This window comes from uncultured Subdoligranulum sp., assembly GCF_963931595.1.
Taxonomy (GTDB): Bacteria; Bacillota; Clostridia; order Oscillospirales; family Ruminococcaceae; genus Gemmiger.
The window spans coordinates 67,579-88,254 of record NZ_OZ007030.1 but is presented as its reverse complement, the minus strand read 5'-3'; the positions used below and the strand labels follow the sequence as shown (position 1 = coordinate 88,254).

Annotated in this window: 24 protein-coding genes and 1 tRNA gene; 2 read left to right on the top strand and 23 right to left on the bottom strand. The window is 67.0% G+C overall.

What is annotated here, in order from left to right:
- Positions 1-2: 2 nt before the first annotated feature.
- The gene (locus tag ABGT73_RS00470; protein WP_346667893.1) at positions 3-920 is read right to left on the bottom strand and encodes an ABC transporter permease; all 918 of its coding nucleotides are present in this window, start codon (positions 918-920) and stop codon (positions 3-5) included.
- Positions 921-1,409: 489 nt separating this feature from the next.
- Here ABGT73_RS00470 and ABGT73_RS00465 point away from each other — a divergent pair, with 489 nt between their 5' ends.
- Entirely contained in the window at positions 1,410-1,826 is a 417-nt protein-coding gene (locus ABGT73_RS00465; RefSeq protein WP_346667892.1) for a hypothetical protein, read from the top strand.
- A gap of 312 nt (positions 1,827-2,138) precedes the next feature.
- Here ABGT73_RS00465 and ABGT73_RS00460 read toward each other — a convergent pair.
- Positions 2,139-2,215, bottom strand: a tRNA-Arg gene (locus tag ABGT73_RS00460).
- Between the two features lie 190 nt (positions 2,216-2,405).
- Between ABGT73_RS00460 and ABGT73_RS00455 the strand changes: the two genes are divergently transcribed.
- Entirely contained in the window at positions 2,406-4,079 is a 1,674-nt protein-coding gene (locus ABGT73_RS00455) for a phospho-sugar mutase (RefSeq protein ID WP_346667891.1), read from the top strand.
- 57 nt (positions 4,080-4,136) lie between these two features.
- On the opposite strand, the gene ABGT73_RS00450 is transcribed toward ABGT73_RS00455, so the two are convergent.
- The 21 genes from ABGT73_RS00450 to cls form a co-directional block, all read right to left on the bottom strand.
- On the bottom strand, positions 4,137-5,354 hold the full coding sequence (locus ABGT73_RS00450) for a BTAD domain-containing putative transcriptional regulator (protein WP_346667890.1): 1,218 nt from the start codon (positions 5,352-5,354) through the stop codon (positions 4,137-4,139).
- Positions 5,355-5,542: 188 nt separating this feature from the next.
- Entirely contained in the window at positions 5,543-5,986 is a 444-nt protein-coding gene (locus ABGT73_RS00445) for a phage holin family protein (protein ID WP_346667889.1), read from the bottom strand.
- A 14-nt stretch (positions 5,987-6,000) separates the two neighbouring features.
- Entirely contained in the window at positions 6,001-6,891 is an 891-nt protein-coding gene (locus tag ABGT73_RS00440; RefSeq protein ID WP_346667888.1) for a glycoside hydrolase family 25 protein, read from the bottom strand.
- 9 nt (positions 6,892-6,900) lie between these two features.
- Positions 6,901-7,323, bottom strand: coding sequence for a hypothetical protein (locus ABGT73_RS00435; protein WP_346667887.1), 423 nt, complete (start codon positions 7,321-7,323; stop codon positions 6,901-6,903).
- A 12-nt stretch (positions 7,324-7,335) separates the two neighbouring features.
- Complete coding sequence (locus ABGT73_RS00430) at positions 7,336-8,208, bottom strand: hypothetical protein (RefSeq protein WP_346667886.1); 873 nt, start codon at positions 8,206-8,208, stop codon at positions 7,336-7,338.
- A gap of 12 nt (positions 8,209-8,220) precedes the next feature.
- Entirely contained in the window at positions 8,221-8,883 is a 663-nt protein-coding gene (locus ABGT73_RS00425) for a hypothetical protein (RefSeq protein WP_346667885.1), read from the bottom strand.
- A gap of 9 nt (positions 8,884-8,892) precedes the next feature.
- The gene (locus tag ABGT73_RS00420) at positions 8,893-9,063 is read right to left on the bottom strand and encodes a hypothetical protein (protein ID WP_346667884.1); all 171 of its coding nucleotides are present in this window, start codon (positions 9,061-9,063) and stop codon (positions 8,893-8,895) included.
- A 12-nt stretch (positions 9,064-9,075) separates the two neighbouring features.
- Complete coding sequence (locus ABGT73_RS00415; protein WP_346667883.1) at positions 9,076-10,872, bottom strand: hypothetical protein; 1,797 nt, start codon at positions 10,870-10,872, stop codon at positions 9,076-9,078.
- A 13-nt stretch (positions 10,873-10,885) separates the two neighbouring features.
- Entirely contained in the window at positions 10,886-11,257 is a 372-nt protein-coding gene (locus ABGT73_RS00410) for a hypothetical protein (protein ID WP_346667882.1), read from the bottom strand.
- The gene (locus tag ABGT73_RS00405) at positions 11,254-12,981 is read right to left on the bottom strand and encodes a hypothetical protein (RefSeq protein ID WP_346667881.1); all 1,728 of its coding nucleotides are present in this window, start codon (positions 12,979-12,981) and stop codon (positions 11,254-11,256) included. The genes ABGT73_RS00410 and ABGT73_RS00405 overlap by 4 nt, the downstream gene beginning before the upstream one ends.
- A gap of 23 nt (positions 12,982-13,004) precedes the next feature.
- Positions 13,005-13,580 (bottom strand): Gp15 family bacteriophage protein, encoded by a 576-nt coding sequence (locus ABGT73_RS00400; RefSeq protein ID WP_346667880.1) that lies wholly within the window; start codon positions 13,578-13,580, stop codon positions 13,005-13,007.
- Positions 13,577-14,029, bottom strand: a complete 453-nt coding sequence (locus ABGT73_RS00395) for a hypothetical protein (protein WP_346667879.1) — start codon at positions 14,027-14,029, stop codon at positions 13,577-13,579. Before ABGT73_RS00395 ends, ABGT73_RS00400 begins: the two co-directional genes overlap by 4 nt.
- A 104-nt stretch (positions 14,030-14,133) precedes the next feature.
- Positions 14,134-14,607: a hypothetical protein gene (locus ABGT73_RS00390; RefSeq protein WP_346667878.1), complete on the bottom strand. Its 474-nt coding sequence runs from the start codon at positions 14,605-14,607 to the stop codon at positions 14,134-14,136.
- A complete protein-coding gene (locus ABGT73_RS00385; protein ID WP_346667877.1) occupies positions 14,604-15,059 on the bottom strand; it encodes a hypothetical protein in 456 nt (151 codons plus the stop codon). The genes ABGT73_RS00390 and ABGT73_RS00385 overlap by 4 nt, the downstream gene beginning before the upstream one ends.
- Positions 15,060-15,068: 9 nt before the next feature.
- Positions 15,069-15,473: a hypothetical protein gene (locus ABGT73_RS00380; protein ID WP_346667876.1), complete on the bottom strand. Its 405-nt coding sequence runs from the start codon at positions 15,471-15,473 to the stop codon at positions 15,069-15,071.
- Positions 15,466-15,837: a hypothetical protein gene (locus tag ABGT73_RS00375; RefSeq protein WP_346667875.1), complete on the bottom strand. Its 372-nt coding sequence runs from the start codon at positions 15,835-15,837 to the stop codon at positions 15,466-15,468. The genes ABGT73_RS00380 and ABGT73_RS00375 overlap by 8 nt, the downstream gene beginning before the upstream one ends.
- 12 nt (positions 15,838-15,849) lie before the next feature.
- On the bottom strand, positions 15,850-16,707 hold the full coding sequence (locus ABGT73_RS00370) for a N4-gp56 family major capsid protein (RefSeq protein ID WP_346667874.1): 858 nt from the start codon (positions 16,705-16,707) through the stop codon (positions 15,850-15,852).
- A gap of 28 nt (positions 16,708-16,735) precedes the next feature.
- A complete protein-coding gene (locus ABGT73_RS00365) occupies positions 16,736-16,912 on the bottom strand; it encodes a hypothetical protein (protein ID WP_346667873.1) in 177 nt (58 codons plus the stop codon).
- Positions 16,912-18,240: a hypothetical protein gene (locus ABGT73_RS00360; protein ID WP_346667872.1), complete on the bottom strand. Its 1,329-nt coding sequence runs from the start codon at positions 18,238-18,240 to the stop codon at positions 16,912-16,914. The genes ABGT73_RS00365 and ABGT73_RS00360 overlap by 1 nt, the downstream gene beginning before the upstream one ends.
- A 228-nt stretch (positions 18,241-18,468) precedes the next feature.
- Positions 18,469-18,900 (bottom strand): DUF1492 domain-containing protein, encoded by a 432-nt coding sequence (locus ABGT73_RS00355; RefSeq protein ID WP_346667871.1) that lies wholly within the window; start codon positions 18,898-18,900, stop codon positions 18,469-18,471.
- A gap of 147 nt (positions 18,901-19,047) precedes the next feature.
- Positions 19,048-20,607, bottom strand: a complete 1,560-nt coding sequence (cls, locus tag ABGT73_RS00350; RefSeq protein ID WP_346667870.1) for a cardiolipin synthase — start codon at positions 20,605-20,607, stop codon at positions 19,048-19,050.
- Positions 20,608-20,676: the final 69 nt, after the last annotated feature.

The following is a 20,676-nucleotide window of genomic DNA, read 5'->3' as shown; positions in this document are numbered from 1 at the left end:
CTTTACTTCAGTTTGATGCGCGGATCAATGACCTTGTACAGGATATCCACGATGACGTTGGCGATGATGACCATGGTGGCCAGCAGAATGGTGGTGCCCATGATCAGGGTGTAGTCACGGCTGGTGATGGCGGTGACGAAGTCGCGGCCCAGGCCGGGGATGGTGAAGATCTTCTCCACCACGAAGGAACCGGTCATCAGGGCGGCCAGCATGGGGCCGACGTAGGTGACGATGGGCAGGATGGCGTTGCGCAGGGCATGCTTGAAGAGGATCTTCACGCTGGACACACCCTTGGCACGGGCGGTGCGCATGTAATCCTGGCCCATGACATCCAGCAGGCTGGAGCGCATCAGGCGGGTGATGTAGGCGGTGGGATAGATGGCCAGCGCCGTGACCGGCATGATGTAGGCCGCCGGTTCATTCAGGCCGATGGTGGGCAATATCTGCAGGTTCATGCCGAATGTGTATAGCAATAGCACACTGGATATGAAGCTGGGAATGGCGATGCCGCAGGTGGCCAGCACAATGATGAGGTTATCGGCCCATTTGCCGCGGTTGTACGCCGAGATACAGCCCATGGGAATGCCCAGGCAGAGCGCCACCGCCACGGCAATGCCGGCGGTGCGGCAGGAGACGGGCAGTTTTTCGGCAATGATCTGGTTGACGGTACGGCCGCGCTGTTTCAGGCTCAGGCCCATATCGCCGTGCAGCAGGCTGTTCATATAGTTCACATACTGCACGCCCAGGGGCTTGTCCAGGCCGTACTTTTCGTTCAGTGCCTGCTGGGCGGCCGCACTGATGGATTTCTCGGCCACGAACGGTCCGCCGGGGACCAGGTTCATGATGAAGAAGGTAAGCGTCGCCACAACAAAGACACTGAAAATGCCCATTGCCACGCGCTTGATGACGTACTTCGCCATTGTGTTGTGCCACTCCGTTTCGTTTTGGAATACAATTTTGCGTCCGCCGGGCGGTTCCCCGCCGTTGTACGCGGTATGGCAAACACGGTTGTGCGCTATCCGCGGACAATGCAGAGAACAAAAAAAGCGGTGGCGGTTGCGGTTGCACAAACGCCATCGTTCATACCCGGAATCTTTTCTATTATAATGAACCTGTCGTCTTTTGTCAATTAGATGGCCCTGCTTAATTTTGACAATCCCGCCCTGTTTCGTCTAAAAAAATGTGAAAATTTGCAATTTTCCTGGATATTTCCCCATCGGGCGGGGGGAACGGGCCGCGGGAAGGCGCCGGCCTTTACAAAAAGGGCGGCTGTGTGATATAATAAAAGTCCGCCGGAAAACGGTTCCGGCCGGCATGTGTACAACTGAAGAACACTGAAGACGAATGGCAACCTGTTCCACGGGACAGGTGTGTCCGTTCGTCTTTTTTGTTGCTCCAGGAGGTGCACCATGCTTTTTTCCATGACAACCGAATACGACCACCGTTTTCTGGCCTGCGGGCTGTGGCCCCGGCCGGAAATCAAACCCAGGGACGACCGTCCGGGCCGCCCGCCCCTGACCCCCGAGGTCCGTATCCCCTGTCCGTTACTTCCCGAAACCCTGGTGTACGGCGTCTGCCGCACCCTCACCAAAGTCCCCCGGCTGGCGGCCCGCCTGGTGCCGCTGAGCTACCGGCTGCGGTTCGTCCGCGGCAAAAAGAAAAGAAAGTCTCCCCGGTTGTGGATTCTTCTCAGTCCCCTCTATCTGGACTGGGACGCCCCCGGCGCCGTGATCTGCGTGCAGGTCTCGGTGAGCGCCGCCGGCGTGCAGGTGGAGCGCATCGTGGTGCAGAGCCGCCGCGCCCGCCTGCCGGGCCGGCGGCGGTAATAGGAAAAAGCCCCCGCGCATTCTGCGCGGGGGCTTTGCTGTGTGTGGGGGCAAAAGCGTATGTTTGGTTCCGGCGGGGAGGAAGGCGGCGAGCCGGGTTTATGCAATAAAAAAACAGCCTTACATGTTCTGTAAGGCTGTGGTGCGCCGGAAGGGGCCCCTCTCCCCGCGCTCTTCCCGACAGTTCGCTGGACTGTCGGGCCCGGCCGGGACGCAGGACGGCCGGACGAGCTTTTCGAGTCCCTCCGGCGAAATACTCCGGGTGTTCCGAATTTTTGCAATAAAAAACGGTCTCACGTTTCCGTGAAACCGTGGTGCGCCGGAAGGGACTCGAACCCCCGACCTTCTGATTCGTAGTCAGACACTCTATCCAGCTGAGCTACCGGCGCAAGTGCAGTTAGTATAATACCACCCACCCTAGCAAATGTCAAGCGGTTTTTTCAAAAAAAGCGCAACTTTTTTACACCCGCCGTCCCGGCTTGCTTTTTGCCCCTGCCTGTGGTACCGTAATAGCAGATCTTCCCGCCCGGACCGCTGCCGGTCCGCCGCCCTTATATAAAGGAAAGGAGTTTATCCCCCATGCAACCTGCAAACCTCTACGACCTCTGGCGCGCCCGCGCCACCGAGGACCCCGACCTGATTGCCGAACTGGAGCGCGTCGCCGGCGATGCCGAGGCCATCAACGACCGGTTCTACCGGGACCTGGCCTTCGGCACCGGCGGACTGCGGGGCGTCATCGGCGCCGGCACCAACCGGATGAACATCTACACCATCCGCCGGGCCACCCAGGGCCTGGCCGACACGCTGAACGCCTCCGGCCTGCCCAAGAAGGTAGCCCTGGCCCACGACAGCCGCCACAAGGGCGAGCTGTTCTGCCGGGAGGCCGCCCGGGTGCTGGCCGCCAACGGCATCACGGCCTACGTCTATCCCCGGCTGGAGCCCACCCCGGCCCTCTCCTGGGCGGTGCGGTATCTGGGCTGCGGCGCGGGCATCTGCGTCACGGCCAGCCACAACCCCGCCCAGTACAACGGCTACAAGGTGTACGGCGCCGACGGCTGCCAGATCACCCTGGAGATGGCCGACCAGGTGCTGGCGGCCATCGGCAGGCATGACTACTTCGACAGCCCGAAGCTGGCCGACTACGACGAGGCGGTGGCCGACGGGCGCATCGTGACCATCAGCGACCAGTGCCTTTCCGACTTCGTGGACGCCGTGCTGGCCCTGCGCCCCGGCAACGATGTGTCCCACCTGAAGCTGGTCTACACGCCCCTCAACGGCACCGGTCTCGAGCCGGTGAAGCTGCTGCTGGGCCGCATGGGGGTAACCAACGTGACGGTGGTGCCCCAGCAGGAGAAGCCCGACGGGGACTTCCCCACCTGCCCCTACCCCAACCCCGAGATCCGCCAGGCCATGGAGACCGGCCTGAAGCTCTGCGACACCGTCCACCCCGACCTGATGATCGGCACCGACCCCGACTGCGACCGGATGGGCGCCGCCGTGCCGGACGGCCAGGGCGGCTACCGGCTGATCACCGGCAACGAGATGGGCGTGCTGCTCTTTGACTACATCTGCCGCACCCGGCAGTCCAACGGCACCATGCCCAAGGCCCCCGTGGCGGTGACCACCATCGTCTCCACCGACATGGCCACCCCCATCGCCGCCAAGTACGGCGTGGAGCTGCGCCGCACCCTCACCGGCTTCAAGTTCATCGGCGAGCAGATCGGCCTGCTGGAGGCGGAAGGCCACGTGGAGCGGTACATCTTCGGCTTCGAGGAGAGCTACGGCTACCTGTCGGGCGGCCACGTGCGGGACAAGGACGGCGTCAACGCCGTCATGCTGGCCTGCGAGGCGGCGGCGTACTACGCCGCCCGGGGCATGAGCCTGCTGGACGCCGTGAACGCCCTCTACGCCGAGTTCGGCTGGTACCGCAACGCCCTGCACAGTTTCACCTTTGAGGGCGAGACCGGCATGCACACCATGCAGGGCATCATGGCCCGGTTGCGGGCCCAAGCCCCCGCCGACATCGCGGGCTATGCCGTTGCCGGCGTCACCGACTACACCGCCGACGGCACCGGGCTGCCCAAAGCCGACGTGCTGGAGTACCGGCTGGCAAACGGCGCCAAGGTGATGGTGCGCCCCTCCGGCACCGAGCCCAAGGTGAAGGTCTACCTTTCCGCCGTGGCGGAGAGCGCCGAAGCCGCCGACGCCATCAACGAAAAACTGGCCCAGGCTGCCGCCGCCTGGATGCATTAAACTTCCCATCATACGCGAACAGCCCCCGCCGGGCAATACCGGCGGGGGCTGTTTTGTTCAGGCTTTTTTGCGGGGATGGCTGCGCCGGCGGCGCGGCGGTTCCTGCCCCGGTTTGGGGGAGTAGGCGTTGTAGTTGAGCAGATACCGCTGGTGGCTGGGCGTGCCGTAGAAGGCCTGCTTGATGCGCTCCAGCAGGGCGGCGTTCTGCCCCGGCGCGCCGCAGACCAGCACCGCATACTGGGTATCGCTGTAGCGGGCCGCCACATCACAGCTGCGCAGACAGCTGCGCAGCAGTTCCTGCAGCACCTGCATCATCCGTTCGGTCTCGGCGTCGTCCCGGGCCTGCACCGGCACCATCGTCACCAGCAGCAGAAAGACCGGCACGAGGTACTGGGCCTGGATGCCCCGCTGCATGCGGTAGATCTGGCCGAAGGTCTCGAAGGAGCAGATCATCGCCCCGCCCGCGTTCTGGGGCGGCAGGGCGGCCATCAGCCGGTTCATGTCGTTTTCCATGTTGCGGTCGGCCTGCCGGGCCTGCCGCCACATGGCCCCCACCCGGCCCGGCTCCGCCGCGTGGTGCAGGCAGCCCACCGTCAGCCCCTGCTGCAGGGCCTGGCGGGCTTCCTCCGGGCGGCCCAGCGTCTCCAGCGCCATGACCAGCTCCAGATAGAGCCGCTCCGCTCTGGGGTTTTTCTCGATGGCGCTGCGGCAGAGTTCCACCAGCTTCTCGTTCTCGCCGTTTTTCTTGTAGGTCTCCAGCACGTGGATCATCGCCGCCCGGTACAGCACATGCAGCCGCACGGCGCTGCTCTCCACCCAGGGCTCGTCCGCCGAAAGGGGCAGCAGCCGCCCCCGGTAGATCTGTACGATCTGCTCCTCCAGCGCCAGCCGCTTGTCGGGGTCCTTCTCCAGCCCCGCCTGCATCACCAGGTCCTCCATGGTGAAGACATCCACCTCACAGGGCAGATCGGGGTTCCACTGGTAGCAGCCCCGGCTGGTAAGGATGCAGTCCTCCAGCACCGTCAGGTGCTCCTGGAGAATCATCGTGCGGAATCGGTGCAGGATGGCCCGCAGCGCCATGTCGGGGTTGGTGCTGCGCTCGCCGCCCCACAGGGCGTTGGTCAGCGTGGCGTGGGAGACCCGCTCCCCCCGCTGCAGCACCAGGTACTGCACCAGCGCCGTCGCCTTGCGGGACTGGGCCAGCGCCGCCAGCACCGGCTGCCCGTCCACGCGGATCTCAAAGCCACCCAACATCCGGATCTCCACTTTTGCCATCTATCCCGTTCACACCTTCCCGCGCGGCTGGAGGGACCCCCGACCGCTCATCCTTTTTTTGTGTGGTTTTCTGTATGGGTAAAGTATACCAAGGGTTGGGCGGCTTGTCCAGCAAATAAAGCCTTCTTCCGTTCATTTATTTAGGAGCCGTTTGCTTTTTTGTACAAAGCACAGGGGTACTGTACAGCTTATTGGTCGGCGGACTGCCGCCCCGCCGCCAGCAGCCTGGTGAGCCAGGAGGGCACCGGGGCGCCCATGGCGGTGGCGTTTTCGGCGATGGAGCCCAGCTCGGTGAAGATATACCACACCAGCGTCACGGGCAGCACCAGCACGGTGTAGTCCAGCCCCAGCATGGGCAGATGCTCCACCGTCACGCCCAGCACGCAGTCCGTCACGGCGGCCACCAGCACCACCAGGATCATGCCGCTCTTGTGCCAGATGCCCGCCCGGGCCGCGGCGCTGGACCAGTTGCCTTTGGCCGCAGCGGCCGCGCTGCCGCTGAGCCAGTCCAGCGCCATGCAGACCACCCAGGCCGCCACCAGCCAGCCCAGCCAGCCGAAGGCCGCGCCGAACGCCCCGGCCGCCGCCGTGGCGGCCGCCTTGAGCCAGAAAAAGAGATTGTTGTCCTGCACATCATCACCTCCCGTCAGACGTATTCGCTGCGGTAGAGCCCCGCCTCGGTGAGGCCCAGGCCCTGGCAGGTGCGCATCAGCGCCCAGGCATCCCCCGAAGACACCGGCCCGATGGTCAGCGTCTGGGTGGTATGGGTTTCATCCGCCCAGGCGCTGCGGTAGAGCCCCGCTTCGGTGAGGCCCAGGTCCCGGCAGGCGCCCAGCAGCGTCCAGGCGTCCTCCGAGGACACCGGCCCCACGGTGAGGCGCTGGGCGCGGGTCTCGGAGGCGGGGGCGCTCTGCGCCGCAAAGCCGTTTTTTCCCGCCGCCCGGATAAGGGCGGGGTAGTCCTTGTAGAAGCGGTTGCAGTCCAGCGAACTGCCGAAGCCCGGCACCCCCAGGGCATTTTTGCTGCTGTACTGCCAGATGCCGTAGGGCAGCGGACAGCTGCAGGCGCTGCCGTACTGGGCGGCCCACACATCATAGCAGGCCAGTTCCCGCCAGTTCAGCCGGTTGCGGATGAAGTCGGTGCTGGCGTAGAGGATGCCGTAGTACCCGGCCTCCTCCACCGCCCCGAGAAAGGCTTTGACCAGCGCCGTGCGGCCGGCGTTGTCCAGGGCCAGGATGCCCGGCTCGTACTCGATATCGTAGGCCACCGGCAGTTCGGGGGTCAGCCCCGCCAGCAGCTGCAGGCAGCGGGCGGCCTCCTGCCGGGCGGCGGCGGGGGTGGTGGCGTAGCTGTACCAGTAGGCCCCCCAGTGGACGCCGTGGAGCTGGCACCCCGCCACGTTGCGTTTGAACTGGGGGTCGGTGCCGGCGGTGCCGTAGCCCGCCCGCAGCATGGCGTGGCGGATGCCGGCGTTTTTCACCGCCGACCAGTCCACCGCGCCCTGCCATTTGCTCACATCAATTCCGTTGCAGATCAAAAGCACACCTCATTTCGTGATGACGATCTCGGCATCGCCGCCGATCATGAAGATGGCGTCCTCCAGGATGGTGGTCACCTCGCCGGAGGCCACCGTGCACTGGCCCCGGCCCGCCGTGTCCACGTACAGGAAGCTCTTTTTCTGCATCGTGTAGGTGGCCTGCCGGCTGGCCAGCAGGCTGGTGCCGTTCATGAAATTGCCCTCGGCGTCCACCAGGTAGAGGAAGGCCTGGACGGAGGGCATGCCGGTGCCCTGGTTGGAGATGTTCAGGGTGCAGGTCTCCACCGGGGTGCCCTGGCTGATCTGGTCCACCAGGGCGGCGTAGCCGTCCAGCGTGCCGGAGGCGGGCACCGTCACCCCCTTGGCCTGGATGGCGGACCGCAGCGCCGACTTGGCCGCCTGCAGGCGGCTGATCTCAGTCTGTACACTCATGGGCCCGCCCCCTTAAATGGCGGCCAGGGCTTCTTCGATGGTGCCGTCCAGCGACACCGTGCCGCCGGAGGTGTAGCCCGCCGGGATCACCTTGCTGGTGACGGTCAGGCCGTCCAGGGTGGCGGCCATCGAACCGTTGTCCGCCATGGTGCCGGTGATCTTGCTGCCGCCTGCGTAGGCGGTCTTGCCGGACAGCAGATGGGCCGCCGTGGCGGTGGCGTCGGCGGTGGTGATGTAGTTTTCGGGGATAGGTTCCACCGTGACGGCGGAGAGCACCTTGCCGCTGGCGGGCTGGACGGTCTGCCGGGACTTGGTGGGGGTGACGGTCTTGCTCTCCGGCGTGATGGACACCTTGCCGCTGCCGCTGTGGTAACCCTCCGGAATCGTGCAGGAGGTGGTGGCGGTGTCCAGCGTCCGGGTCAGGGCGCCGTTGTTGGCCATGGTGCCGGTGCGCACGGTGCCGGAGCTGTCCACAAAGACCTTGGCGGCCAGCACGTCGGCCTCGGCGGCGGTGACGGCCGTCACGTCCTGGTAGGCCTCGGGGATGGCCTGCACCGTCAGGTCGGACAGGCCGTAGTAGCCCTCGTCGGGGGTGATCTGCTGGGGCTTCTTGGTGGGGGTGACGGTCTTGCTCTGGAGCGAATAGCTGCCGCCGCCCGCCACGCCGGACACCGTGCCGGTGCCGTCGTGGTAGCCCTTGGGGATGGTGTAGGTCTCCCCCTCCTTCACCTGGGCCGACACCGAACCCTGGTTGAGGATGCCGTCAAAGTCGGCGGCCAGCTCGTCCAGCCGCTCGGTGCCCGCCGAGATCTTCAGTTCCACCGCCTTGGTGCGCAGCGTGTTGCGGGCAGACTGGATGCGGGTGATTTCTGTCTGAATGCTCAATGGAAAACCTCCTTAGATGGTGGCGAGCAGCGCATCGATGTTGCCCACCGTGGTGTACACCGCCGCCGAGGTGACGGGGCGGGTGTTGTCGGCTTCCACCGCGTCGGCAGTGTCCACCGAGAGGACGTTGCTTTCGGGGTCCAGCCTGAGGCCGGCGCCGATGGTGTAGCCGCCCCCGCCGCTGCCGCCGCCCCCCGAGGGGTAGGTCCAGACGTTGCCCTCCGAGGTTTTGGTGAGCACCTGGCCGGGGTTGCCGGTGGGAGGCACCACGGCGTCCAGGGCCTGCTGCATCCGGGTGACGTACTGCTCCCACGCCGAGGGTTCCGGCGCGGGGGTGTCCCCTTCCACGGCGGCGTGGTCGGTGACCAGGTAGGGCAGGTCGGCGGTGATGCGCTGCACCCCCGCCCCCGTGCCCGCAAAGACGATGCGCCCCGGTGTTTCGGGGGTGAGGGCCGCGGCGGTGGCGGCGGCGGGCACCTCCACCGTGCCGTCCTCGTTCACCACCATGCGGGTGCTGCCCGCCGGGGTCACAAAGGTGGCCGTGAGGGCCAGGCCCTCCCACTCCGCCCCGGGCACCACCTGGAGCCGTTCGATGCCGAAACTGTCCCGGGTGCCCAGACGCAGCAGGGGGACCGATGCCGCAGCCGTATAGCCGTTGAGCCGAATGGTCTGCATGGTTCCTCCTTACTCCGCAGTCTGCTGCGGTGTGTCCTGGTCCGCCGCCTGCATGGCCGCCTGGACGCGCAGCAGGATGTTCTCCAGCGCCAGCGCCTTGACGGCCAGCGGCAGGCGGGAGGCATTGACCGAAGCCAGGATGCTCTCCACCAGGTCTTGTACCAGTTGGTTGTCTTGCATGAAAATTCTCCTTTACGGGCTTGTTGAGAGCACATAGGCGCCCAGACTGCCGTCCCACTTCCAGTAGACGGTCTGCATGGCGCCGCCATTGACGCTCATTTCGTCCACGCGCAGCTTTCCGATGCTGCCGTAGTTGGCCTGCACGCCGTGGGTGCCCCGCACATCCAGGCCGCCGGCCAGCCAGCTGACGTTGCCCTCGCCGGAGGTGATGACGGCCTGCTCGGTGCCCCAGGCGCTGTACAGATGGATGGAGCCGTCGGTGAGGCCGCCCTGCAGCCGCACCTGGGTGTTGACGGCGCCGGTGTTGGACCGGCCGTAGACATCCACCACGCCGCAGGGGTTGGCCTCGGCGGTGCGGGAGATGAGGGTGGTGAGGTAGCTTTTGCCGGCGGAATCCCGGGCATAGAAGGCGGCCAGGCCGTCGGCCAGGCTCATCCGGTTGCCGTTGTCGGAGTGGGAGTAGAAGGACCCCGTGATGGTCACGTTGCCCTGGCTGTCCAGCCGGAAGTTGTCGCTCTCCACCACCAGGGAGTTGGAGGCGAAGGTGATGACCCCGCTGCGGATGGTGACGCTGGTGGAATCCGCCGCGAATTTGCTGCGGATCTCGCCGTCCTTCACCACCGTGAGGGAGAGTTCGTCCATCGTCTGGCTCAGCTGGCTGTAGTCCCCCGACAAGTCCCCCGCCTTGACGGTGAGGCCGTCGATGGTGGCTTTCATCTCCAGCATCTTGCCCTGGACGTTGAGCCGGCTGCCGTTGACGGCGGCCACGCTGTCCCGCCGGGCGTTGCCGGTGGATTCCAGCCGGGTCTCCGAGGCGGAGCAGACGGCGCTCATCACCCAGGTTTCCAGCCGTTGGCCGGCAGGGGTCATCACCCAGACCCGCTGGCCCGCCGTCACCGGGCAGTCGGCGAAGGCACTCACCGTGCAGGGGGTGTAGCCGCCCCAGGCGGCCGCCGCCTCATAGAGGGCCCGGGCCACCGGGCGCAGGGCCTCGTCGGAATCGGCGGTGAGCAGCAGGTTGCCCTGGATCACCAGGGCGTTGGTGCCGGTCTCCTCCGCCGGCCAGATCACCCCCACGTCGGCGTCGCTCTGGCGGATCTGCACCTTGTCGATGGGGGCGGTGGTGTAGTCCTCGTAGGCAAGGCCGTCCTCCCGGTAGGGCACCGCCCGGCCCAGCGCCGCCTCCGCCGCGGCGCCGGGGGTCAGGCTCACCGTGCCCCGGGCGTCGGTGTACCAGCCGAAGGTCAGCGCCCCGTCGGCGTTGCAGTGCACATAGCACCCCGCCGCCTGGGCCGCCCACTGGAGCAGCTGCCGCCCGGTGAGGCCGTCGGCGTAGAAGGCCCGCACCTGGTAGCTGCCGTTGCGGGGCAGGCTGCCCGCCAGCGGCAGGCCGCAGGCATCCGCCACCCGCTGCACAAAGGTATCCAGCGCCATGGGGAAATCCCCCTGCCGGTCCCGCAGCCAGGCCGACAGGTCCCGCTCGGTGTTGACCATGCGGTCGTAGGCCGTGAGGCGGTAGAGGTTGCGCTTGCCCCGGGTGGGGGTCTCCGCCACGAAAATACCCAGTCTGGTGCGGGCGGTGCCGTCCACCCGGTAGAGGGTCACCTCCTGCCCCGCCGCAATGCCGGGGCTGCGGCCCGGTTCCACCCAGAGTTCCGCCTCCAGCGAGTCGGCGCAGGCCGACCCGGGGGTCAGGTCGGTGCCGGCGTTGAGGGTGTGGGTCCACTGCAGGCTGCGCAGGGCGTTTTGCCCCGGCGTGCCCGCCGAAAGCTCGCTGCCGTCGGGCAGGACGAGCAGATACTGTGTCATGGTCCGTCCCTCCTCAGCACTCGATGATGTTGAATTTCAGGTTGCGCCAGGTGCCGTCCCGGGCGCTGCGCCAGGCGATGCTGTAGTTGCTGCAGTAGCAGGTGGTGGTCACCGTCCCGGTGGAGGAGCCCGCCCGGGGATGGGTGAAGGCAAAGGTGGCCTTGCCGGCAAACAGCCCCACCAGGTAGGCGTACTCGGCGTCGGTGAGGGCCGCGTAGGAGAAGGGCCAGGTGGCCACCTTCTCCCGCACCACCTCCCGGTGCATGACGCCGCTGGCGTCCCGGCCGGAATCGCTGGAATCGAGATCCGCGTAGCTGGGGCTCACATCGGCATCCGGCGCATACAAAGGCTTGCCGTCGATCTGGAACAAAGGGGTCAGCGTCATACCGTCACACCTCCTTGCTGCAGCTGGCTGCGGCGGGTCCACCGCACGGCGGCCCGGCCCACCATCTCGTCGGTGAGCTGGATGCCGTCCACCGCTGCCAGCAGGTTCTGCAGCAGGGCGGCCAGCGTCTCAAAGCCCGCCATCTGGCCGGCCTGGACATCCGTCATCACCTCCGCCACCGCCTGCTGGATGGTGGCCAGGGGTGCCTCCACGTTGGTGCCGCTGCGCTGGTCGCCCAGCAGCGCCAGGAAGGCCCGGTTGGGCGGGATGACCGCGCCGGAGGCCAGGGCCGGCACCGGCACCGCCCGGGCGTAGGCCAGCTGGGGTGCGGCGCTGCGTCCGGTGATCCACTGTCCGGCGGCGGAGAGCGCCCCCGACGCCATGCTGCCCACGCCGCGCACCACACCGTTGACCCCATCGGCGAAGGCCTGCATGGCCCAGATCAGGTGCTGCAGTACGGTGAGCACACCGTCCACGGCGTGGGCGATGGTGGAGGTGATGGTATCCCACACGGTGATGACCGTGGTGGCCATGGCGTTCCAGGCATCGCTCCAGCGGCCCTGGAGCACGTTGGAGATGAAGTCGGCCAGTCCCCGCAGGATGGCCAGCAGGCCGGTGATGGCGCCGCCCGCCATGTTCATGGCGGTGGTGACGGCGGTGACCACGGCGGAAAACACCTGGGTGAAGATGGGCCCCAGCACGCTGACCAGCCAGTTGATGAGGGGCGCCAGGATGGTGTTCCAGAGGGTGAGCACCAGGTTGCCCACCGCTCCCAGGGCCAGGGTGAGCTGCTGCCACAGGGGGTCAAGAGTGTCGGTCCAGAGGACGCCCAGGGTGGCCACCAGGCCGGCCAGCAGCGGCTGGATCACGGTGGCCCAGAGGGTCTGGAAGATGCCCGCCAGGTTGCGGAAGGCCTCGGCCACGCCGTCCAGAAGGGGCTGGCCGTAGGCGGTCCAGGCGTTCTGGATGCCGGTCATGAGGCCCTGCCAGACGGTGAGCAGCACGGCCAGGGCGGGCTGGATGATGGTGGCGCTGGCCTGGTTCACCAGGGAAGCCATCCCCTGGAAGGCTTCCCCCAGCAGGGTGATGGCGGTGGAGATGGCGCCGCTGACGATGGGGCCGAAGGCCTCCGAGAAGCTGTTCACCACCCCGGGCAGAAAGACGGTGGCCAGGTACTGGGCCAGCGGCACCAGGGTGCCGTTCCAGAGGGAGAGGGCCGCATTGCGCAGCGGCTCCCAGATGGCGGCGGCCACGGCGGACATCTGGCTCCAGGCGGCCTGCCAGGCGGCGATGGCGGGGGCGTAGTAGCTCTGCAAATAGGCCCAGAACCGGGCCCACAGGTCCCGCAGAGACTGCAGCACCCCCTGCCACAGGTTCACCGGCTGCCCCGCGGCCTCGGCGGCCGCGTCGGTGCCGGATTTGCCGCTGCCGCCCTTGCTGCCGCCGCTTTTGCTGCCGCTCGATCTGGACGAGGATGCTTTCTCGCTCTCGGGGGCGGCCAGGCGGTTGATCTCATCGAATTTGGCCAGGCTCCGGGCGCTCTTGCCGGCCTGGGCGGCGGTGGCCTGCAGGCTTTTGCGCAGACTGTCCACCACGCTGCGGGCTTCGGCGCCCGCGTCCCCCAGCCCGGTGAGGGCGGCGGCGATCTTGTCCAGGGCGCGCTCCACGCTGCTCCCCGACGCCGCCAGCCCGGATACCTCGTCAAAGGTAATGGTTTGTGCCAATCAGGTTCCTCCTTTCGGGGGTGTCAGGCGCCCAGCCGCGCCAGCAGCCGCTGCTTTTCGGCGTCGGCCGCCGGGTCGGGGGCGGGGCGCAGGTCCACGGCGGCGCGGTGGGTGCGGTAGAAATCCAGTTCCCAGGGCTCCAGCTTCTTGCCCCGGCGCAGCTTGTCCCGGATGGCCACCACCGTGGCGAAGGTGCCCTCGCCGATGGCGTCGAACCAGCCGAGAAAGCTCCACCAGTGCAGGTAGGGCAGCGCCCGCACATCCTGCCCCGCCACCCGGCTGATGCCCGCGGCGATGAGGGGCGCGTCCTGCTGCCAGTCCATGAGGCGGGGCGTGCCGGCGGCGGGTTCGGGCCGCCCCGCCGCCAGGAACTCGGTCAGGAACCGGGTGGCGGCGGGCCAGTCCTGCCGGGGCATGGCGGCGAAGTCGGGGTAGAACAGCCGCATGGCCACATACCACCGCTCGCCCCGGTCCAGGGTGGGGTCGGCGTTGCCGTCCAGCCAGCGCAGCAGCTCCAGAATGTCCCGGAAATCGGTGTGGATCTCGTAGACCCGGTCCTCGATGACCGCCTGCGTGGGCAGGCCCCAGGACCCGGTCATGCCGTGCCCCGGGCGGCGCGGGCTGCCTCCGCCCCGGCCACGGCGGTGTCGGCGGTGGCTTCCAGGTGCCGCCGGGCGCCCTCCTGCAGGATGGGGGTCAGCGCTTCCAGCAGGTTCTGCACCACCCGCTTGCCGTTGGCGCCCACCCCGGCCAGGTTCACCCCGCCCAGCACCTTGTCAAAGTCGTTTTCGGCGCCGAAGATATCGGTGAGCAGCGCCTTGATGCGGCCGTCGTAGTCGGCCAGCAGGGCCAGCCCCGCCTCGGTGCCGGCGTCGCCTTCCGGCAGGGCGGCGGCCTTCTCCTCCAGCTCTTTGTCCAGGGCCGAGAGGGTCTTGCCCGCATCAAAAAACCGGTGGTAGAGGTTGGGGTCGGCGGGGTTGAAGCGCAGCACGCCCCGCCCGTTGACCGAGAATTCCTCCACACCGGTATCAATGGTCAGTTGTTTCATGGGCCTTCCTTTCTTACAAAAGAAGCGGGGACGGCCGCAGCCGCCCCCGCACAGACGTTTTCCCGTCCGGGCCGGGTCAGGTCCCGGGCTGTTGTTCCCGTGCGTTACGCCGCCGTAAAGGTCCCGGTGGACGGGTCAAAGGTGCCCTTGGTCTTGACGCCGGTGTAGTGCACATTGAAGGGGATCTGGTAGCCGGTGGTGTCGCCGCCGTAGCTGACGATCTCGATGTAGCACTCCTCCTTCACGGCGGGGTAGGCGCCGTCCTCGTCGCCCCAGAGCTTGACCTCCACCATGTCGGTCTTCAGGTCGTCCAGCACCAGGTCGCCGTCCAGGATGGCCTGCAGCTTTTCAAACAGCGGGTCGCCCTCCTCGGCGTAGTAGGGGGAAACTTCGCCCTGCTTCTGGTAGCTGTCGATGACGATGCTGGTCTCGCCCAGGATGTTGGACTTTTTCTCCACATTGGCGCTGAGCTCGGGGGCGTATTCCTCCAGGTCCCGGCCCAGCCGGACGTAGCTGGCCTCGGGGTCACTGAACGCCGCGTTCAGGTAGTGCGCCATGTATTTGCGTTGGATCTTCATGGGGTATCCTCCTTGTAAACTTCGGTGTACTCCGCCAGCAGGCGGATGGTGTAGCGGGCGGTGCCGCCGGCGTCGGCGGTCTCCAGGCGGCCGTCCTGGGCGCGCAGCGTCTCCCCTTCGGGCAGACCGCTGCCGAAGGCGGGCAGGGCGTGGGCGGCGCTTTTCGCGGCCACCCAGCTCTGCAGGGCCAGCAGCCGCCCGGCGTTGCGCACCGCCCGGGCGTCATCCCCGGGGGGCAGCGGCAGGCAGAGGCGCAGCAAAAATTCCGCCCGGCAGCGCAGACTGACGCCCCCCAGCAGGTTTTCCCTGCGGATGAGCACCGTCACGCCCCGGGGCCACAGCCCGCAGGTGCCGGGGGCCGGGCCGGCGTCCTCCACCCGCAGCGTCAGGTCGGACAGGGCGGGAGCACCGGCCAGAAAGTCCCGCAGCGCCGGCAAAACAGATTCGTTCATGGTTCCTCCTCAGTTGGTCAGGCTGTGGGCGCCGGTGCCGCTGCCGGTCCACCAGGTGCCGGCCTCCAGATGGTGGAGTTCCGCCCCGCGGTACATGGGCAGCACGTACTGGATGACCGCCACATCCCGCCGGGCGCCGGGCACGAAGTCCGCCCAGTCGGCCCAGGAAATTTCCGGCCCCTCCCCGGGGCAGAGGCGGTCCCCCGGCTCCAGCGTATAGTCAACGCCGTAGCGGGCGGCGGTCTCGGGCACCACCAGAAGGAGCACCTCCCCCTGGGTGGTGCCGTCGGCGTCGGGGGTGCGGCGGCGGCCGTGCTGCCAGAACACCCCGCGCAGCACGGTGCGTTTGACGCCCAGGGCGTCGGCGTCGCCGTGGTAGACCGTGACGGTCTGGCTGAACAGGCGTTTACGCATGGGGCAGCCACCGCCCGATCTGCAGATAGTACCCGGCCTCGTGCCGGTAGTGGGCGGCCCGCAGGGCCAGGGTGGTGGCGCAGAGTTCCGGCGGGGCGGTGTAGCTTTCGCTGACGCTACCCACCGTCATGCCGGACAGCCCCCGGGCCTCGTCCTCCTGGTCGAACTCATAGACCGCATCGGCGATGGCGCAGAGGGCCATGGCCTCCGCCTCGCAGGGGTCGAGACCGGGGCGGGGCGCCACGGCGTAGACATCCCGCATCCGGGCCAGTTCCGCCGCGGCCCGCCGGATGCAGCGGGGAAAGGCCTCCTCGGGGATGTCCTCCCCCAGGTAGGTCTCGCGGTAGTAGGCGTAATCGGGCATTCACAGGCCCCCTTACGCTTCCTTGAACTTGGCCAGCACCACCTTGGCTTCGTTGGAGAGCACCGCCACATAAAACTCGTCGGCGGTGATCTCGGTGGTGCGGGTCTTGGGCTTGCGCTCGGTCTCGATGTTCACATCCCGCTTGCGGTAGATGGTCAGGGCGGGGATCTCGTCGTCCACCTCGGGGTCGGCCTCCAGCTTGACGATGGGGCAGGTGTAGACGCTTTCGGCCAGCGGCACCTTCTTGCTGGGCACCAGGCGGCAGCCCGCGATCATGCCGATCTCGCCGGTGAGGGCCACGCCGGGCTGGTACTTGTCGGCGCTGATGAAGTCGGCGCTCTTGCGCAGCTGGGTGACCTGCTTGGGGTGGATGAACATGACCTTGTCGGAGCTGCCCATCTCCTCCTCGAAGAGGTCCACGGCGTCCACGATGCCGTTGTAGCTGATGGTGTTCTGGGAACCGTCGTAGGTCAGGCTGGCGGTGAGCAGGGCGTCCATGCAGTCGTTGTCGATCTTGGCGGCGATGGCCAGGGCCAGCTGGGTGTTGGCTTCGCCCACCGGGTTGCCGTAGCCCGAGAGCACCGCCTCGTCGGTGAGGCCGATGCCCTTCATGGCCTTCTTGATGGTGGCCTTGCGGGTGGAGGTGGTCATCTTTTCGATGGCCACCTCGCCGCCCTCGGCCACGTCGGCGGCGTCGCCGATGTAGGTGTAGGCGGGCACCGTGATGGTGTCGCCGGGCACGCCGGCCAGGGTATCGTCGATCTTGGCAAAGGGGGCCACCCGCAGCTTTTTGGGGATGCGGGCCGACACCATATCGCCCATGACTTCGGGGTCGATCAGGTCGGAGAGTTTGGTATTCAGATCAGCCATAAATCAGTTTCCTTTCTGTTGCAGAGTGTCAGCGGTCGTTGCCGGGGTTCTGGCGCAGGGCGGCGTAGCCCGCAGGGTCCTCCCGCTTGAGGGCCAGCCGTTCCCGGTAGCCCATGCGGTCAAAGGCGGCCCGGTCGGGGGTCACCGGCACGCTGCCGGTTCCGGCGGCGTAGGGCGCCGGGGTGGGGTTGTTGTGTTCTTCCATCAGAGAGTTCCTCCTTTCGGCATAAAGCGGTCCCGGATGCGGCGCAGGTCCGCCTCGGTCTCATGGGGCAGGCCGTAGTACCAGGCCAGGGCCAGTTCGGGGCGCAGCAGCCCGTCCGCCACCATCTGGCGCTGCTCCTCCCAGACGCGGCTGCGGTCGTAGAGCACGCCGTCGCCCCAGTCGATGGTCAGGGTGACGGGGGCGGCGTCGGCGGCCCGCAGGCCGTAGAGACCGCCCAGCGCCTGGCAGATGGTCAGCGCCTTCCGGGCGGCAGCTTCCCAGACGGCCTGCAGGTCCCGGATGGTCAGGTCGTAGTCCACCGAGGTGGCGGCGATCTCGGTGGCGGTGCGGGGCTCGGCCTCCGCCTCGGTCTCGCTCAGAATGCCCCGGCGCAGACCGATGAGGCTCTCGCATCCCCGCAGCAGGTCCTGCTTGCGGGCGAGGTAGCTCTCCTCCCGCAGGGCCGGACTGTACACCGTGACCCCCAGGTTGGACGGGTCGTCGGGCAGGCCCACAAAGAGGTCGTCCTGGAGGGCGCGGCGGCCGTGGAGGTCGGGGCGCAGCAGGTCCTCCGAGGCGAACACCCGGGAGGCGCCGTTGGCGAATTCCCGGTTGAGCTGTTCCTCGCAGCGGGCCACGGCGTGGAGCAGTCCCACCGCCGGGGCGTAGATGCTCACGGCGTCGGCGGAGCCGTCCACACAGTTGGCCAGCGGGGTGCGCAGCACGGCCAGCCCCACCCCCGGCACGCCGGGCAGGAAGAGCTGGGGCACCAGGTCGGCGCAGGCGTCCAGGGTGGCCAGCGGCACGCAGCGGCCCAGGGCCTGGCCGTTGAGCTCAAAGAGCCGCGTCTCGATGGTGAGGCCGTCCGCCCCGGCCACCCGGCGTTCCAGCAGGGCGTAGCGGGTGGCGCCCCGGCTGTGGCATTCCATGGTGCCCACCGCCAGCAGATTGCCGTGGGCGTCCCGGGCCAGGGGCACATAGCAGTCCCGCCGGATGGGCACGAAGTCCAGCGCCCCGCCGGCGAGTACCGGTTTGAGCAGGCATTCCCCGCCCATGAGGGCATACTGCATGGCCAGTCTGGCCACGGCGTTCAGCGCCGTCAGACTGCCCCGGGTCAGCTCGTCCGCCCCGCCGTCCAGCCGGGTGTCGTACTCGGCAAAGACGGTGCGGCAGAGCTTGGCCACGATGAGGGCGGCCAGCCGCGGGGCGGGGTCCTCGCCGGGGCGGGGCGCACCGTAGTAGAGGTCCAGCCATTCCCGCAGGGCCCCGCGCATCTTGGCCGAGGTCACATCGTGCTTGCCAAAGGCTTGTTCCAGATAGCTTTGCAAAAAATTCTCCTTTCCCGCAGGGTGTTGGGTGGGCTTCCCCCCGCCGCCGCGCCGCGGACCGGGGCGGTGGGGGGAGATTCCGGGTGCATGGGGCATCCCTCCTTTCCGGCTTGGGGCAAAAAAGAAAACCCGCGGCCGGGCCTTCGCCCTTCCACGAGTTTCAACGGTACCATATTACTACTTTAAGTTGTGAACTTCAATGAAATGCAGGGAAAACTTCACGAAAGATCAGGAAGCATTCCGGCCCGTTTCCTGGATGTCCAGCTCCAGCACCCCGGCGCGGTGGATCTGGTACACCCGGCGCAATACCACCCCCATGGCGTCGGCAATGTCGCCGTAGCTCTGCCCCAGAATGTAGCGGCGGCGCAGCACCTCCTGCACGTCGGGGGCCTGGACCTCGGCCACCACCTGCATCACCGCAAAGCGGCGCTCCACGCAGTCCTCGATCTGCTGTTCCAGCTTTTTCCGCGTCTCATCGATGCGTTCCACCGCCTTAGGCAGCCGGTCGGGGTCGCTGCCCGCCCCCGGCATACCGCTCAGGCAGGCGGTCACCCGCTCGGCCGCGTCCCGCATCATCTCCAGCTCGCCCTCCAGCATACGCTCCCGGCGCACCGAAGCCCGGTACTGTCCCAGCCAGGCGATTTTTTCCTGATAGGTCATTGGCACTCCTCCTTCTCGGCCTGTGTCCGGCTGCTGTCCAAAAGAACTTTGTTGGTTTCCTTCCATCTTAATCTAACAACCGTAAGTTGTCAATACAAAAAACGGGACTGCCGCAAAGCAGTCCCGTTATAAGGTCTATTGAAATTGTCAGCAGAGGGGCGCCAGCAACCGCAGGATGGCGCTGTGCAAAGTGCCCAGGAAGCCGGTGCGGCAGTCCTCCAGCCCCACCGGTTCGCACTCCGCCTCGATGGCGGCGAAGTCGGCGCGGATATCCTCCAGCACCTTGCCGCCGTAGAGCAGGGCGCTGCACTCGAAGTGGAGGTAGAGGCTGCGGTAGTCCAGGTTGACGGTGCCCACGGCGGCCACCCGGTCGTCGCACAGCCAGGTCTTGGCGTGGAGGAACCCCGGCACATAGCGGTAGATCTTCACCCCGGCCTGGAGCAGCGAGGGGAAGTAGCTCCTGGTCAGCAGGTAGATGGTGGGTTTGTCGGGGATGCCGGGGGTGTAGATCCGCACATCCACCCCCCGCTTGGCGGCCAGCCGCAGAGCGCTGAGCAGGTCGTTGTCGAGAATTAAGTAGGGCGTGCAGATGTAGAGCCGTTTCTGGGCCTGGCTGATGAGGTCCAGGTATACGTTCTTCGCCACCGATTCCCGGTCCACCGGGCTGTCGGCGAAGGGCTGCACCAGGCTGTCGCTGGCCACCGGCGCGGCGGCGGGCAGGGCGGCGAAGTCGATCTCCTCCTTGGGGTAGTGGGCCTGCCAGAAGGTGAGGAAGATGTTGGCAAAGCTGCGGGCGGCGGGGCCCTCCAGCCGGACGCCGCTGTCCTTCCAGTAGCCGAACCGCACCAGCTTGTTGATGTACTCGTCGGCCAGGTTGACGCCCCCCGTGAAGGCGATGCGCCCGTCGATGACCATGATCTTGCGGTGGTCCCGGTTGTTCATGACCAGATTGAGCAGCGGCACGCACCGGTTGAAGGAGAAGGCCCGGATGCCCTCCGCCTGCAGGGTCTCGTCGTAGTTGTGGGGCAAAAGGCTCAGGCAGCCCGCGTCGTCGTAGATGACCCGCACGTCCAGCCCGGCGGCGGCCTTCTGGCGCAGGATCTCATGGATCTGCCCCCACATCTCCCCCATGCCGATGATGAAGCTCTCCACATAGATGCTCTGTTTCGCCCCCTGCAAAGCGGGCAGCATGTCGGCGAACATCGCCTCGCCGCTGGGGTAGTATCTGGCGGCGGTGTCCCCGAAAACCGGCGCCGGGGCGAAGTCCCGCACATAGCGGGCGGTCTCGGCGGCCCGGGGGTCCTTCGCTTCCAGGGCGGCCTGGGCGGCGGGGTCGGCGGTGCGCAGCGGGGCGAACCGTTCCTCGGCCCGCTCCATGCGGCGGCGCAGCCGGATGGCGGGGCGTTTGTCGCCCCACAAAAGATAAAGCAGCCCGCCCTGCACCGGCATGATGGTGAAGAGGATCAGCCAGCTGATCTTGAACTCCGGCACGGTGGAATCCTTGCGGATGAGCGCCAGACACATGATGACGCTGACCGTCAGCCCCACGCCGTTGATCCAGGCGGCGTACTCGCTGAGGCGGTTGAAGAGCAAAAACAGCCAGACGATCTGGACCAGCAGCAGCACGCCGGTGACCACCAGACGGCTGAACACAAAGGAGAGAACTTTGCGCACCACATGGCGCCATGTAAAGGGATGCCTGGACATAAAAACCTCGATTGCTGATAAAAAGGAAAAAAAGCACACCCCGTCCGCAGGGCAGCGGGCGGGGTGTGC

What these genes read in the sequence shown, in the direction of transcription:
- ABGT73_RS00465 (WP_346667892.1), top strand. Translation starts at nt 1,410, where the DNA reads ATGCTTTTTTCCATGACAACCGAATACGACCACCGTTTTCTGGCCTGC.
- ABGT73_RS00370 (WP_346667874.1), bottom strand. Translation starts at nt 16,707, where the DNA reads ATGGCTGATCTGAATACCAAACTCTCCGACCTGATCGACCCCGAAGTC.
- ABGT73_RS00425 (WP_346667885.1), bottom strand. Translation starts at nt 8,883, where the DNA reads ATGCAGACCATTCGGCTCAACGGCTATACGGCTGCGGCATCGGTCCCC.
- ABGT73_RS00420 (WP_346667884.1), bottom strand. Translation starts at nt 9,063, where the DNA reads ATGCAAGACAACCAACTGGTACAAGACCTGGTGGAGAGCATCCTGGCT.
- ABGT73_RS00435 (WP_346667887.1), bottom strand. Translation starts at nt 7,323, where the DNA reads ATGAGTGTACAGACTGAGATCAGCCGCCTGCAGGCGGCCAAGTCGGCG.
- ABGT73_RS00385 (WP_346667877.1), bottom strand. Translation starts at nt 15,059, where the DNA reads ATGAACGAATCTGTTTTGCCGGCGCTGCGGGACTTTCTGGCCGGTGCT.
- ABGT73_RS00375 (WP_346667875.1), bottom strand. Translation starts at nt 15,837, where the DNA reads ATGCCCGATTACGCCTACTACCGCGAGACCTACCTGGGGGAGGACATC.
- ABGT73_RS00410 (WP_346667882.1), bottom strand. Translation starts at nt 11,257, where the DNA reads ATGACGCTGACCCCTTTGTTCCAGATCGACGGCAAGCCTTTGTATGCG.
- ABGT73_RS00355 (WP_346667871.1), bottom strand. Translation starts at nt 18,900, where the DNA reads ATGACCTATCAGGAAAAAATCGCCTGGCTGGGACAGTACCGGGCTTCG.
- ABGT73_RS00415 (WP_346667883.1), bottom strand. Translation starts at nt 10,872, where the DNA reads ATGACACAGTATCTGCTCGTCCTGCCCGACGGCAGCGAGCTTTCGGCG.
- cls (WP_346667870.1), bottom strand. Translation starts at nt 20,607, where the DNA reads ATGTCCAGGCATCCCTTTACATGGCGCCATGTGGTGCGCAAAGTTCTC.
- ABGT73_RS00395 (WP_346667879.1), bottom strand. Translation starts at nt 14,029, where the DNA reads ATGAAACAACTGACCATTGATACCGGTGTGGAGGAATTCTCGGTCAAC.
- ABGT73_RS00365 (WP_346667873.1), bottom strand. Translation starts at nt 16,912, where the DNA reads ATGGAAGAACACAACAACCCCACCCCGGCGCCCTACGCCGCCGGAACC.
- ABGT73_RS00455 (WP_346667891.1), top strand. Translation starts at nt 2,406, where the DNA reads ATGCAACCTGCAAACCTCTACGACCTCTGGCGCGCCCGCGCCACCGAG.
- ABGT73_RS00400 (WP_346667880.1), bottom strand. Translation starts at nt 13,580, where the DNA reads ATGACCGGGTCCTGGGGCCTGCCCACGCAGGCGGTCATCGAGGACCGG.
- ABGT73_RS00380 (WP_346667876.1), bottom strand. Translation starts at nt 15,473, where the DNA reads ATGCGTAAACGCCTGTTCAGCCAGACCGTCACGGTCTACCACGGCGAC.
- ABGT73_RS00470 (WP_346667893.1), bottom strand. Translation starts at nt 920, where the DNA reads ATGGCGAAGTACGTCATCAAGCGCGTGGCAATGGGCATTTTCAGTGTC.
- ABGT73_RS00390 (WP_346667878.1), bottom strand. Translation starts at nt 14,607, where the DNA reads ATGAAGATCCAACGCAAATACATGGCGCACTACCTGAACGCGGCGTTC.
- ABGT73_RS00450 (WP_346667890.1), bottom strand. Translation starts at nt 5,354, where the DNA reads ATGGCAAAAGTGGAGATCCGGATGTTGGGTGGCTTTGAGATCCGCGTG.